General features: G+C 63.4%; 13 protein-coding genes and 1 pseudogene. 8 read left to right on the top strand and 6 right to left on the bottom strand.

The genetic code is table 11. The annotated features are described in order from the left end of the window. Positions 1 to 762 precede the first annotated feature (762 nt). Positions 763 to 1044: a helix-turn-helix transcriptional regulator gene (locus tag ACZ5IK_RS42150; protein ID WP_465492839.1), complete on the bottom strand. Its 282-nt coding sequence runs from the start codon at positions 1042 to 1044 to the stop codon at positions 763 to 765. Between the two features lie 209 nt (positions 1045 to 1253). On the opposite strand from ACZ5IK_RS42150, the gene ACZ5IK_RS42145 reads away from it, so the two are divergent. Then, a complete protein-coding gene (locus ACZ5IK_RS42145; RefSeq protein WP_465492838.1) occupies positions 1254 to 2198 on the top strand; it encodes a hypothetical protein in 945 nt (314 codons plus the stop codon). A 54-nt stretch (positions 2199 to 2252) separates the two neighbouring features. Further along, positions 2253 to 2663 carry a hypothetical protein gene (locus ACZ5IK_RS42140; protein WP_465492837.1) on the top strand — a complete coding sequence of 137 codons (411 nt, stop codon included), beginning with the start codon at positions 2253 to 2255 and terminating at the stop codon, positions 2661 to 2663. 117 nt (positions 2664 to 2780) lie between these two features. On the opposite strand, the gene ACZ5IK_RS42135 is transcribed toward ACZ5IK_RS42140, so the two are convergent. Together ACZ5IK_RS42135 and ACZ5IK_RS42130 are read right to left on the bottom strand one after the other, a co-directional pair. Continuing rightward, entirely contained in the window at positions 2781 to 4229 is a 1449-nt protein-coding gene (locus ACZ5IK_RS42135; RefSeq protein WP_465492836.1) for a pentapeptide repeat-containing protein, read from the bottom strand. A gap of 316 nt (positions 4230 to 4545) precedes the next feature. Beyond that, a complete protein-coding gene (locus tag ACZ5IK_RS42130) occupies positions 4546 to 4929 on the bottom strand; it encodes a hypothetical protein (protein ID WP_465492835.1) in 384 nt (127 codons plus the stop codon). Between the two features lie 607 nt (positions 4930 to 5536). Here ACZ5IK_RS42130 and ACZ5IK_RS42125 point away from each other — a divergent pair. The 3 genes from ACZ5IK_RS42125 (at position 5537) to ACZ5IK_RS42115 (ending at position 8677) form a co-directional block, all read left to right on the top strand. Next, positions 5537 to 5791: a hypothetical protein gene (locus ACZ5IK_RS42125; protein WP_465492834.1), complete on the top strand. Its 255-nt coding sequence runs from the start codon at positions 5537 to 5539 to the stop codon at positions 5789 to 5791. Continuing rightward, a complete protein-coding gene (locus ACZ5IK_RS42120; RefSeq protein WP_465492833.1) occupies positions 5788 to 6090 on the top strand; it encodes a hypothetical protein in 303 nt (100 codons plus the stop codon). The genes ACZ5IK_RS42125 and ACZ5IK_RS42120 overlap by 4 nt, the downstream gene beginning before the upstream one ends. A 361-nt stretch (positions 6091 to 6451) precedes the next feature. Further along, a complete protein-coding gene (locus ACZ5IK_RS42115) occupies positions 6452 to 8677 on the top strand; it encodes a hypothetical protein (RefSeq protein ID WP_465492832.1) in 2226 nt (741 codons plus the stop codon). Here the strand turns inward: ACZ5IK_RS42115 and ACZ5IK_RS42110 are convergent. Further along, positions 8674 to 9000: pseudogene (locus ACZ5IK_RS42110) on the bottom strand (transposase); the annotation flags it as partial. The gene ACZ5IK_RS42115 and the pseudogene ACZ5IK_RS42110 sit on opposite strands and share 4 nt — an antisense overlap. On the opposite strand from ACZ5IK_RS42110, the gene ACZ5IK_RS42105 reads away from it, so the two are divergent. Next, on the top strand, positions 8992 to 10116 hold the full coding sequence (locus ACZ5IK_RS42105; RefSeq protein ID WP_465492885.1) for a hypothetical protein: 1125 nt from the start codon (positions 8992 to 8994) through the stop codon (positions 10114 to 10116). The pseudogene ACZ5IK_RS42110 and the gene ACZ5IK_RS42105 overlap by 9 nt on opposite strands. Before the next feature lie 103 nt (positions 10117 to 10219). Here the strand turns inward: ACZ5IK_RS42105 and ACZ5IK_RS42100 are convergent, their stop codons facing one another. Next, positions 10220 to 10687, bottom strand: a complete 468-nt coding sequence (locus ACZ5IK_RS42100) for a hypothetical protein (protein ID WP_465492831.1) — start codon at positions 10685 to 10687, stop codon at positions 10220 to 10222. After that, positions 10684 to 11487: an RHS repeat-associated core domain-containing protein gene (locus ACZ5IK_RS42095; protein WP_465492830.1), complete on the bottom strand. Its 804-nt coding sequence runs from the start codon at positions 11485 to 11487 to the stop codon at positions 10684 to 10686. The genes ACZ5IK_RS42100 and ACZ5IK_RS42095 overlap by 4 nt, the downstream gene beginning before the upstream one ends. A 253-nt stretch (positions 11488 to 11740) precedes the next feature. Here ACZ5IK_RS42095 and ACZ5IK_RS42090 point away from each other — a divergent pair, with 253 nt between their 5' ends. Then, positions 11741 to 12022: a hypothetical protein gene (locus ACZ5IK_RS42090; RefSeq protein WP_465492829.1), complete on the top strand. Its 282-nt coding sequence runs from the start codon at positions 11741 to 11743 to the stop codon at positions 12020 to 12022. Further along, a complete protein-coding gene (locus tag ACZ5IK_RS42085; RefSeq protein WP_465492828.1) occupies positions 12019 to 12273 on the top strand; it encodes a helix-turn-helix transcriptional regulator in 255 nt (84 codons plus the stop codon). The genes ACZ5IK_RS42090 and ACZ5IK_RS42085 overlap by 4 nt, the downstream gene beginning before the upstream one ends. Positions 12274 to 12457 lie beyond the last annotated feature (184 nt).

The raw sequence follows: 12457 nt of genomic DNA, 5'->3' as shown, positions 1-12457 counted from the left end.
GGCAACCGGTGCTATTCGACCCCACTCGGCGTCCGCACACGCCAGAGCGTTCACCAGCACACCACCTGTGAATAGTCCGAGACCTTCGCTGACAACGCGACCCGATTCCGGTTCGGTCGCGAACCCGGCGGAACGCCCACTGATCCGTGGACGTGGGAAGACCTGCCTTAACCGGCAACGTCCATGCGTCCCACTGGTCGCCCGGCGTCATCAGGCCCCGCAGGAGCCGACGACTGCACTCCAGGCAGCCCGCTGAGCGCATATCCGGGTCTGTAACGACGGACGAGGCGATCGCGACTGCTACCCGACGGATGACGATACGGGTTCTGCATTGCAGCGCTGAGGGGGCAGACCGTGACTACTGCACGAATGAGGTTCAGCGCCATCTTCTTTGGCTTCGGCGTAGTTTTACCAGGTGCGAACCAGCGGCCCTGCGTCTTCATCCCACAGCCGGTCCCGCGCTCGGGCAGCTCGCGCCGCGCCTTCTCCGCCGGGTCGTCCGGCTCGTCGTCCCTCTTGCCTGGAGGCCAGCCTGGTTGCGCTGCTGGTCTGCCTCGTACCCATCGTCCTGCTGCTGCGCAGGGCTGCTCGCACCGGTCAGATCCGCCCCCGACCGCGCACGTAACAGGTCGGCCGCACCACTTGCACCGCTGGGCAGTGCGCCCACGCAGAACGTCGGCAGAACCACGAGGATGGTCTGCGCAGCGACCGAGGACTCGACACTCGCGCTCGGCTGGTGGATCGCTGGGTGGCCCCAGGGGCTCAAGGGCTGCCGTTCGAGCAGTCAGCCGCCCGCATCCGGTACTCGTGCGGTGGCATGCCGTACGCGCTGCGGAAGCGGCGGGTGAGGTGGCTGGCGTCGACGAATCCCCAGCGGCGTGCCAGGGCATCGAGCGGCAGTAGTCCGGTGATCAGGTCCTCGCGGACCCGGGCTAGCCGCTTGGCGCGCAGCACCCCGGAGAAGGTGTCCCCGGACTCGTGGAACAGCCGGGCGAGGCTGCGAGTCGACAGTCCGTGGGCAGTGGCGACGTCATCGACGCTCAACTGCGGGTCGTCCAGCCGGGCGTCGACGAACCGCTCGACCGCAGCCCGTCTACTGATCCTCAGCGCCTGAGGGTCGAGCGGGGGGCCGGCCGGAGTACCCCCCCCCCCCCCCGAGGACGGGTTGACACTCCACACGACGCCAAGCTGCCACTTCCTGCGGGAACGCAACTCGTTCAAGTATCTGAAACGACTAGCCCCAGAGAGTTCTCATGTCGAAACCTCTGCCCTACGGTCCAGCCGATGACGAAGCCGCCCGGGGCTACGTCCGCGAAGCGTTAAGCCTTTCCCAACGAGGTAATTGGGAAGCTCTACTGGCCGACGATCGCGTCCTGCAGACCTATCGCGTGCTCAAGAGCCTCGATGCCAGGGCGGCCGAGAGGTCCGTCCGTGAACGCGACGCGATCAAGCTCACCGAAAACCGGCGTGACGCCGGGCTGATCACCGCTGCCGAGTATGCCGACCACTATCGCCAGTTCACGACCTGGCGTAAACGAGCGAGTCGGTTCAACACCGTCTTGCACCAATACCTTGACCTGACCGCCGACCGCGTCCGCAAGGTCCACCACGACAGTGTCGCTGAATCGCTGCGGTCCACGCTGCTGGCCCTGGCGGCCGCGGTCGACGACCACCGCCAAGCACACGCCGGAGAGGAGTCCCTCTCCGACACCGCCCTCTGGGCTCGCCTGCGGCTACTCCCCTGGCCCACTGCCGACGACGCCGGTCACCGGCTCGTAGACGCGGTGGCCGCCGAACGAAGCCGCCGAACAGCCGCTCGGCACCACAAGAACAGCTCCATCCAGTACCAAGGCTCACACGTCACCGGTGAGAACGTCGACGTCGCCGACCTGCTTCTCGAAATCACTGACAACGCCGAACCGACCTGCGACCGCAGCCAGCTTGTCGAACTGTGGAAACAACGAACCCCGGACCTACTAGAATCAGACGCCGCGAAGGTCGCAGCGAGCACGAAGAAGGGCTCCTATGCTACTTATAGACTCCGCAGATCACTTACTTTCCTGGAATCAAATGGAATGATCGAGCGGAATGCAGAAGGCGACACCGCCAAAGTCACGGTGATCAACCGGAACGCCCTGCTATCACTGCGCCGACAGTGGGACATAGCGCATTTCCCGCTCGACGACTCCGAGCTTTAAGGCCGCCCCCTCCACCTGATTCGAGTGAACCCGTCGGCTTTGGTATAGAGCTCGGTGATCCGCCGCGAGGTCGCGTCGACGCGGGTGTCGTCGGCGACCCGCTCCTGGTGCGCTTGGGTGGTCGCGGCAACCGGAGTATTGACGGCCGGCCGCGAAACCGAGCCCAGTGAAATTGTTTCCGTCGAGGTGCTCAACCAGCGAGGAACACACTGGAATGTGCCTTGCTGGACCTGGGCGGCAGCGAACGAATTGCGGAGTGAGGTCGAGCAGGCCGCGCAGTGGTTGCTCGCCAACGCGAAAACGTCTAACGAGGCGACACAGATGGTCATGACTTTCGAGTCCGGAGCATACGCATCGCTAGTTAACAAAAGCTATCTGACCGAGTGCCGCGAGGAGAAGGTCCGTACGAGCTGGAAGCGATCGCCAAAGCAGCCCCGAACTGGGAAGATGAGCGCAACGTGGTGATCGCTCATATCAAGAAGTTCGGCGACGGTGACCGCCGGATCGGCAGCAGAGCAGGGCAGTCCCCATCAGCCAAGATTCGCCAGTCGAAGGCACGGACCCTCGATACAACAGGCACTCTCAGGAGTTGGCCATCCCTTCATCGAGATTCGCCTCTTTAAGATTCGCCTCTTCCAGGTCCGCTCCAGCTAGATTCGCCCCTTTCAAGTTCGCTCCCCCCAGGTCTGCCCTTTTCAGGTTCACCCCCGTCAGGTCGGCCTCTTTCAGGTTCGCTAAAAACAGCTTCGACCCTTCCAAATTTGCTTTAGCCAGGTTCGCCAAATGCAATTCTGCGCCCCCCAGGTCCGCACCCTCCAAGTTCGCCCCAGCCAGGTTCGCCCCACTCAGATTCGCCCCACCCAAGTCCGCCATGCGCAACTTTGCCCCCTGCAAATCCGCCCCGGCCAGTTGGACTCTGTCCAGCTTTGCCCCACCCAGGTCCGCCCAGCGCAACCTCGCCCCCTGTAGATTCGCCCCAATCAGGTTTGTCCCGACCAGCTTCACTCTGTCCAAAACTGCTAACTGCAGATCTGTCCCACCCAGGTCTGCCCCGGCTAGTTTCGCCGCGCTTAGTTTCGCGTTGCGAAGCACCGCCCCGCCCAACTTCGCTCCGGCCAGGACAGCACCACTAAGGTCCGCATTGTGCAGACTCGCCAGACGCAGGTCCGCTCCACCGAGGTTTGCCCCAATAAGATCGGCCTCACACAGGTCCGCCTTACTCAGCTTGACCATGGCCAGGTTCGCTCCGCTCAGGCGTGCCCCGCGCAGCTTTGCACCCCGCAGGTCCGCCCCGGCCAGGTCCGCCTCGCTCAGGTCCGCCCTGGTCAGGTCCGCCCTGGAGAGGTCCGCCCAAGTTAGATCGGCTCCGATCAGCTTCGCCCGCTGCAGCCGGATGATGATCTCAGGCCAGTGCTGCGCTGTCTGGGCTTGGGAGGTGTGACGGGTGAGGATGTCCAGCGCGGTCTGGCGTGTTTCTCGCTCCTGGACTCCGACGTCGTGGCGATCGCGGGTCTCCTGATCGGCATCCGAAGGCAGGTCTTCTGGGGGTTGAGCCGGCATCCGCAGATACGCGCAGAGAACGTTTCCGATTGCCTCACGTTGCTCGGGAGTGTTCTGGGCAAGGCGCTCCAGCGCGTACAGCCCGGCCAAGCGGACTGCTGCTTTGTCCGAGCCGAGTTGGTCGGCGGCCTTGGTATACAACTCGGTGATCCGGCGCTCGGCCGCGTCGTGCCTGGTGTCAGCCGCGGCTTGGTGCTGATAGGCGAGTGTGTTAGCGGCGGTGCGCTCGGCCAACTCGTGCGCCTCGTACTTGGCCAGCAGGTCCAGCTCGGTCGAGCGCTGGCGGCGGATGGCCAGCCAGAGCACCAGCACACCGCCCAGGCCGACACCGAGGGTGCCACCGGTGCGGATTACCTCGAGCTTCGCGCTGTCCACGCCGATGCCGAGCATCAGCCACACCGAGCTGACCGCGACCATCAACATCACCGGAATCCCAACGGCGATCACCCAGCCCGGGATCGGCCGCAGCACCGGCCGCACCTCGCCCGGCGACGTCGGCATCACCGGGCCCGCAACCGGAGCAGGAGCAGACAAGCTGGCGGCGGTCACATGCGGTTCAGGTTGGGTCATGTGGTGGGAGTCGCCGAGGAGGGCCCGGTTGGTACGCACGATCCACCCGAACGACCGTTTCTCGAACACTTGGTACCAGCCGGGTTTACTGAGTCATCGCTGTTGCCGGCTACGGATCCGAGGCGACAAGGCTCGCCATCCAGCGTTGCAGCGTCGAACGATTTTGCCTCCGAAGGTCGCCCTGTCGAATGCGGTGCTGCCGAACGTCGTTGGAGGCCTAGAGCACCGCCGAGTTCAACTGGTGCCGCCCCGACCTGCACAGCCGCCACCGCAGCCTGGACAACATCGTCCTGCTACCCGAGCACCAGGACACCGGCCCCTTCGCCGACATCATCGCCAAGTCCCCGGTCGCGACCGCCGCCCTCCTGTTCGGCCAGATGGACCGCAGAGTCTCCACCGCCCGACTCCCCGACCTCCCATCGGCGAAATGCGCCGCGATCCTCAGCCAGGTGTGGACACTGTCCAGCTGCGGCGACCTCGACACCGTCAACCTCGGATCAGCGCGGCGCTCTTGGTCGGGCCGGGACAGCACGACGTGGGCGGCGTAGCTCATCAGCACGGCGAAAAACACGGCGTATCCGCTGAAGAACCAGAGCCACATGGCGGCGGGTATCCGGACCGCTCAGACGGCAAGGAGAGCGCCGGGGTGCCATGGGCCCGGTGCAGCTAGCTGGACATAAACTTCGGCACAGCAGAGCGAACGGAGACGAAACGGAGCCCAATCGTGGTCAACGCCGAGGTGAACAAGCCACAGATTGACCAACATCCCCGCTGGTCAGCGGGGATGTTGGTGTGGTGGGCCGCCTGGGGCTCGAACCCAGAATCTACGGATTAAAAGGGCTCAGCCATGCCGCCTGGTGACGTTAAGTGTCAAATACTGCCAGTTTGCGCAGGTCAACAACAGTCTTAGCCGGGAACGAGTGCCGTCCTGCGCCGCCCCGTGTCGGGTTCTACGTCGGCAACGGAGCCCAATCGGAGACGGGATAGACCCAGCAACCTATGCCGTGAGAGCAAGCTTCTGCCACAGGCGACTGCCATGGTCACCCGGTTCGGCCGCGACGCAGTCCCGGCTGTCCGAGCCGCGTTTAGGCTGAAGCACCTGTGGACGGTTGTGCGTCGTAGGTTGACGCGGTGACATCAGCGACTCTCACAGGAGATCTCTGCCTCGGGCACATCGTCGCGGCGGCCGGGCTCAGGTGGGCGACATCGTGCTCCTTCGGCACACCTACACCGATGATGGGCTTCAGTCGCCGACGGATCTGACCACCGCTCCCTTGCTCACCTACACCCGCAAACAGGGGATCAACAACAAACTCCGCCGGATCCCTGTGCCAGTTTGGCTGATCTTCATGGCCGACGGCGGCCGGCGCTCTCGGTTCCTCACCGCCTACGAGAACCACGGCAAACTCCCCTCCGCGCCGAGGCCGAGGCCGAGACCACGACCGGACGGCCGCCGACCGTGACCGCCCTCGCCCGGCGCGTCGGGTTGGCGTACACCACCTTCCGCCGCAACTACCCGGACATCGTCCACCGCCCCGACGCCGGCAGGAAGCCCGGCACCAGTCCGGGAAGCAGCACGACACTGCAACGGCTCACCGAACAGAACACCCGGCTACGGCGCACAAATCGCGAACTCTCCGCGGACCTGGCGCTGGCGATGGCCACCGTCCAACGGCTCAGTCTCGACAACCATCACCTTCGTGCCGAGCTCGAAGCGCTCTGTAGCGTCAGTCGCATCAGCACCAGACCACCCAGCAGGTGATACGGCCGAGTAACCCGCCATCGGCCTGTCAGGGCTGGTGCTGGTCGCCACGTGGCGGTGGCTCCAGGCTTGTCGTTCGCCTGACCACGGTGCGATTTCTCAAGCGCTACCCCGGATCCGCTGCCGGGCGGCTGGCGCCCGCGCTGCCTGATGCTGCAGATCGCGCCTATCAGGCCGACTATTGGTCGTTGCCATACCTCCGCCGACAGGTCGCCGCAACGAGGTTGCAACACGCTCATCCAACTGCCGTCAAATCACTACGCCATTTGCCCCAGGCGGGCGCCAAGCAGGTGGTACATAGATCAACTCGTAACGCCCCGCGACCCCTGAGCGACCTCGAGAATAAGGCGGAGGAGGTCCAATGACTGAGGAAAATCCAAGCTGCCAGCAGATAGCCGATCAAATCGCTTCACTCAACGACGAAGTCAAAACGCTTCAACATATTCTGGACACTGAGCCGGATCTCTCAGCAGGGACACGTCAGTTTGTCCACCAGCGAATTCATGAGGATCAGGCGAGGATTAACCGTCTTGCTCACGAGTTGATTCTTTGCCGATCAGATCTCACCGTCGTCGGAGTTGAAGTGACTCAAGGCATCCAGTTCTTTTCCATCAATGGTCAAGGGAGCGGCTACGCGCCAGACAACAGTGTCCCCCTGATTGCGCAGCGTTCTACCGTCTTAAGGGTGTACACCGACCGCAAACGGCTCGCTTCGCAAGCCTCCGGGCCAATATTTCCCATCCGCATATCCGGCCGAGTCATTGTCGACCGCATCGAACAAGACGGTTCGCTCCGCCGACTATCCACGGCCCGGTCACTGAACGGATCAATCGCAGCGCGAGCGGCCGCATCGATCGATCGCGGCGACCCCAATCACACGCTGAACTTCCGCATTCCGGCGAACGACTGTCAGGGGCACCTCCAGTTCACAATCGAGGTCTTCGACCAAAGCCAGGTAGTGACTCAGCTGACCGCCGAGTCCGGTCCAGCAAGTTTTTCGACGCGGGTATTTGCCCGCTTTGAGCCTGTCCCTACCTTCCGGATCCATGGCGTGCTTGTCCATTACACTGGGGACGACATGAACCTCCCTGCACCCAGCGGACTCGATCTTGCCGCCACACTCGAGTACGTGATGCGCACTTATCCGATCGGCCGGATCGAGTTCGACGACTGCACCGAAATCGAGTTTGATAAGAGTCTCCGGACCCCTGGCGGTGGATGCGGGCCCGGTTTCGAAGGAGCGGGCGGTTTGATGCAACTACTCGCAGACTTCGATGAGCATAGTGACAGAACCTCCATCCACGTTGCGCTGATTCCGAGGGATGCGCGCATGTCAGTAGGTGGCTGCGGAAACCGAAACATCGCCGCAGCCAAGGACGGTGCCGGAGCCATCCTGGCTCAGGAGATGGGGCATGCATTGGATCGAAAGCACGCCCCCTATGCACCTGGATTCGACACCAACTTCCCTCACTACGACGACTATCCATGGGGCAGTATTGGCGAGTATGGATTCGACGTGGTCACATCCGAAGTGCACGATCCGACGTACGTGACCGACTTCATGAGTTATGACTCGGACACATGGATATCCCCATACACTTATATGGGGATCCGCGAGGCGATGAACAACCGGTTCCGGATTGACTCCCGCGCTCATTCTTCAGAAGCGACAGATGATACTCGACAAGAGATGCTATTCCTCTCATTCCGCGTGAATCGCGATGGCGCCGTCGAAGTACGACCCAGCTTTCATTTGCCTGCCCGCTCGAAGCCGATCGATCGCAACCCCCTGGCGGACGTGTCTTGCGAACTGCTCGACAGTGCCGGCGAAGTGCTAGTCTTTCACCGGTGCCGACGTCGAGGACCTCACTTCGATGTGAATGCTCCACACGTCGACTTTCGAGAGATTCTACCCTGGGCAGACGAGGCTGCCGCGATCCGCTTCGTGCGCGGCAAAGAGGTACTGCACGTTCATCCGATTGAACAGTCTCCACCCGAAGTAAAACTGGCAAAAGAAGCCGTGCAATATTCGAAATCGCCCATGAAGCTGACTTGGGCGGGCAGTCATCCTGAGCAGGTGTTGACATACTTGGTTCGTTACAGCAGCGATGCGGGGCAGACGTGGCGGGTCGCGGCAGCCAACCTCGGCCAAGCGGAGTGTTGGCTACACCCGCGTTCACTACCCGGGGGCGAACAATGCATACTGCAAGTAGTAGCCTCTTCCGGCATCCGCACGACAGTCACCCACAGTCGGCCTTTCGAATTGCCTGTGAGGCCGCGCGAGGCCATCATCCTTTCAGTGGACGGGTCCGATAGTGGTCAAGTGGTCCTTCGTGGTGGCGCCTTCTCGTCGAAATTCGGGCTCGGCCTCCCTCAGGACGTGACCTGGAGCTCAAACCTGGACGGGCTCCTTGGACATGGTTTCGAGCTCGTCGCCGATCAGCTAAAGACTGAGGGACTCCACGAGATCACAATGACAGCGCCAGACGGGCTAGGCGGCATGGTCACGGCATCCACATCGACTAGGGTGACTTTTCCATTGGTTGCTTCTGCTGCCCCGATACCGCGTCAGCCTGGCGAGAGCTAGTGTCGTGAGTCGTTGATTCGGCCGCAGTAGGCGACGAGGGTGTTGAGGATGTCGTCGGCGGTCTTGGTCCAGGCGAACGGCTTGGGGTTGGCGTTCCACTCGTTGGTCCACTGTCGCACGTCTTTTTCCAGTGCGGTGACGCTGCAGTGGGCTGAGCGGCGAAGTTTCCGGTTGGTCAACTCGGCGAACCAGCGTTCGACGAGATTCAGCCATGAACTGCTGGTCGGAGTGAAATGCAGGTGGAATCGGGGATGACGCAGCAGCCAGTTCTTGATCTGCGGGGTTTTGTGGATGGCGTAGTTGTCCAGCACCAGATGCAGATCCGGGCATTGGCCCGGATCAGCCCCGAGGGCGCAAAGCGCATCGCCGCCCTGGGCACGATGGCACCCGCCGAACTCCGCGTGTTCCTGGCCGAGGTCGCCGCGACGCGGCGGACAAGCCGCGACACTCCCACACCGTCGGTCATGAATGTCCTGCTCGGGTTGAAGCGCACCGAACAACCCAGCGGGGTACCGGACACGCTGTGGAAAGAGAGTCTCACAGCCTGCCTCCGCCGCAGCGGGGTATTCCGGCAGCAGGGCACCGAACTGGAATTCGAGCACATCACTTACGAGGAATTCCTGGCCGCCTGCCACATCAGCAGACCACCAGAACGTGGTCACGAGGAACTCGAGCGCATCCTCACCGGCCAGCGCTACCGATCCGGAGGTCGGAAGATGTGGACAATCCCCGACGACGAGACCATGTCCTACCTCGGTTTCCTGATCGACCGCCTCCGTGACAACGCCGAGCCGGAACTCCTCAAGCTGACCGCGACGAAGAATCCCAGTGGCTGCTGGCTTCTCGCCGCGCTGAAGCGGCTCGGCACCTATCTCCCCGTCGATGTCGAGCTACAGGCGGTCAACAAACTCACACAACACACCAAGATCGGGCGTGCAGCCCGGTTCGCCGCCGCGATCGACCTCGAGAAGGTGAACGAGGTGGACCCCGAGTCCGTGGCGCTCGCCGAAGCAATCTCCGCCTTCGCGATCGAAGTTTCCCGGGTGGCATCCGCCGAAGGACTGCTCGCCTTCGCCCACAGGCGCACCGACGGCCTGGCCACACTATGGAGACTGATCCGCTCACCACAGATGGTCAGCAACAAAACCGTGCCTGGACCTCCTGACCGCCTGGATCGCCGACAGCCGCGCCGACGCTACGACGCGGGTCATCGCGGCCTGGGCCGCCGCGCACCACAACGACCCCACAGGGACAGAACATCTCCTGCGTTTCGCACGCGACCCCGGACTGAGCAGCGACACGCGAGGAGAGGCCGTCTACCGCTTGATAGACCTACGCCACCCGGCGGCAACGACAGTCTGCGACGAGTTCCTGCAGGAGCCGCACATGACACGCCGCGACCGCAAAGCCCTCCTCCGACTGGCACCCGCCAGCCGTGATCGGAAGGCCGACCGTCAACGGGTCTCGCCTGGTGGGGCACCACGCGCACGCGGCGGCCCCACCAGGGGATTTCTTAAGCAGAGCCAGGCCGGGCCAGATCGGTCACTGAACTGTGAGCTGCCAGTCGAGGACGATGGCAATCTCATGGATTGCCGGGATAACGGTGAAGTCCAACAGGCTCGCTGCCGCCCCGATGTACAGGAACACGCCGTCGCTGCCGGGAAACCAGATCATCTCGGTCGAGTCCCCTGCGTCGAATTTGAGGGCCACGTCCCCGAGCCACCACGAATCGCCATCGACCGCTCTTAAGAACGACGTCAGCCCGTCAGCTTCGCCTTCCGCATCGAGCTTCCCCAGGGGCCTGGCCACCCGCGACCGGCCTTCGCCGGTCGCGGTGGCCACGAACCTCAGCAGCCTTCGCTTCTCCTCGATGCCAGCGGCTTCCGGCCACTGCAACGTCAGCGACTCGAAAGTCGGAGGCACACCGACCTGGGCGACGAAATCTGGTGCGATGTCAGCGAACTCGCCGGGCTCGTCGCGGAAGACGATCACCTCGACCGGGTCACTCATATTTTCCTCCAGACCCGGAACACCCGCCTGGCCGTCCGCTTCTTACCTGTGTGGATGTGCCATCGTCCCACATGTGGCTTTGTGCGCTTGGAATATCGCCTGCTCACGTCGTGTGGAGCGTGTAGAGCGATCCGATGTCTCTTGTACCCGATGCCTTGCCCACCGACCTTCACCTTGCGGAGGATCTTGTTCGCCCGGCTCGCCGCGCTCGCTGACCGAGTCGTCGCGGTGAACCACCGCCCTGCCTTCGACGCCACCCGGCCGACGGCCTTCACCGCTCCGACGGCGGCGCCGATCCACTTGGACGCGCCACCGGTGAGGGCCCCGAACGCATACTGGGCGGCCGCTCCCCAGTTACCCTGGATCGCGTTGCCCACCGCGGCGACACCGCTCGCGATCGAGCCGATCGGTCCCGGCACCCACGAGACCACCTGGGCCACCCGCGTCACCGCGCCGACGAGCGAACTGAACCAGCCGTGACCGTCGAGGTCGAGACTGTTGACGGGATCACCGGCGACGTAGTCGTAATCGTTCGCGGAGCCCCCCTCTTCGGGATCCACCGAAAGGAACCGTCCGAGCACCGGGCTGTAGGGCCGCGCGCCCATCTGAACCAGTGCGATCCCGCCCGCGTGTTCGTAGGCACGCTGGTGTTCGCCCAGCCAGCCGTAGTCCATCGAGCCGGGCGAGTTGTCGGGCACCCCCTGGGGGTCGACCGCTCCGGTACTGCTCAACGGCTGACCATACGGGTCGAAGGTGCGCAGTGTGCCGACCTGGTGGCCGGCCACGTCAGTCGTCAGCACCAAGTCACATCGCCGCCTGGTTCGTCGACAGACTGCGAACCGTCGAGCAAACGGAGACGCTGCAGTCCCAACACGACCAGCACGTCGACGCAACCCTCACCGAAGTGCTGGAAAAACTCGCCATCCTGGTTCGACGCCATTTGAACTGCACTCCACCAGCAAGAGCGGGATCTTCTCAGGAGTAGGGTTCGAAGTATCCAAGACACTGTTGCCCTTGCCCCGCCACGGAGTCGACTCGCTAATGGGACGACGCATGTCGGGCAGGGAAGGCATTGGCGCGCTGCTGGCTCAGTTCCTCACCCGCCTGGCGGCCGACTCCGGTTCCCTGGGGCCAGATGACGGGCCCCGGCTCGGCAGGGTTGCACTCGACCTGGTTGTCGCACTGCTGGCTCACGAACTCGAGGCCACGGACAAAATCACCCCTGAGACCCACCGGCGGATTCTCATCCTCCGCATCAAGGCCTTCGTTCACCGTCACCTCGACGACCCGGGCCTGACCCGACTGCGATCGCCGCCGCCCACCACATCTCCGTGAGCTATCTTCACCGCCTGTTCCACGCCGAAGACGCCACGGTCGCGGCCTGGATTCGCCGCCAACGCTTGGAAAACGCTCGCCGCGATCTGGCTGACCCCGCGGTGCGTTCCACCGCTGTCAACACAATCGCGGCACGCTGGGGCTTCTCAGGTGCCGCAGACTTCAGCCGGGCCTTCCGCACTGCCTACGGCATCCCACCTACGGCCTATCGGCATCAAGCCTTCCGCTGCTCAGAGTCCACCCAGTGCTAAGAGCTGTGGACCCACTGTCAACGACACCTGTGCGACACGTTGACATGCTTAAGAGGCGGGGACTGTTCCAAGATCGGTGTTTCCGGCCCGACACGCCGGGCTGAGGTCCGGCGGGATGGGCGCTGTGAGTGATGACATCTGAGGTTGTGAGTCCACGCAAGAGTGAGTCCAAGCCGGCGCGGGA

This window comes from Amycolatopsis sp. NPDC031561, from assembly GCF_055580625.1.
The sequence above is the reverse complement of the archived record's forward strand: the minus strand, read 5'-3'. Positions and strand labels throughout refer to the sequence as shown.

Coding starts and splice junctions, on each gene's coding strand:
- ACZ5IK_RS42145 (WP_465492838.1), top strand. CDS start 1,254: ATGTCGAAACCTCTGCCCTACGGTCCAGCCGATGACGAAGCCGCCCGG.
- ACZ5IK_RS42090 (WP_465492829.1), top strand. CDS start 11,741: ATGTCGGGCAGGGAAGGCATTGGCGCGCTGCTGGCTCAGTTCCTCACC.
- ACZ5IK_RS42105 (WP_465492885.1), top strand. CDS start 8,992: ATGCAGATCCGGGCATTGGCCCGGATCAGCCCCGAGGGCGCAAAGCGC.
- ACZ5IK_RS42100 (WP_465492831.1), bottom strand. CDS start 10,687: ATGAGTGACCCGGTCGAGGTGATCGTCTTCCGCGACGAGCCCGGCGAG.
- ACZ5IK_RS42130 (WP_465492835.1), bottom strand. CDS start 4,929: ATGTGGCTCTGGTTCTTCAGCGGATACGCCGTGTTTTTCGCCGTGCTG.
- ACZ5IK_RS42115 (WP_465492832.1), top strand. CDS start 6,452: ATGACTGAGGAAAATCCAAGCTGCCAGCAGATAGCCGATCAAATCGCT.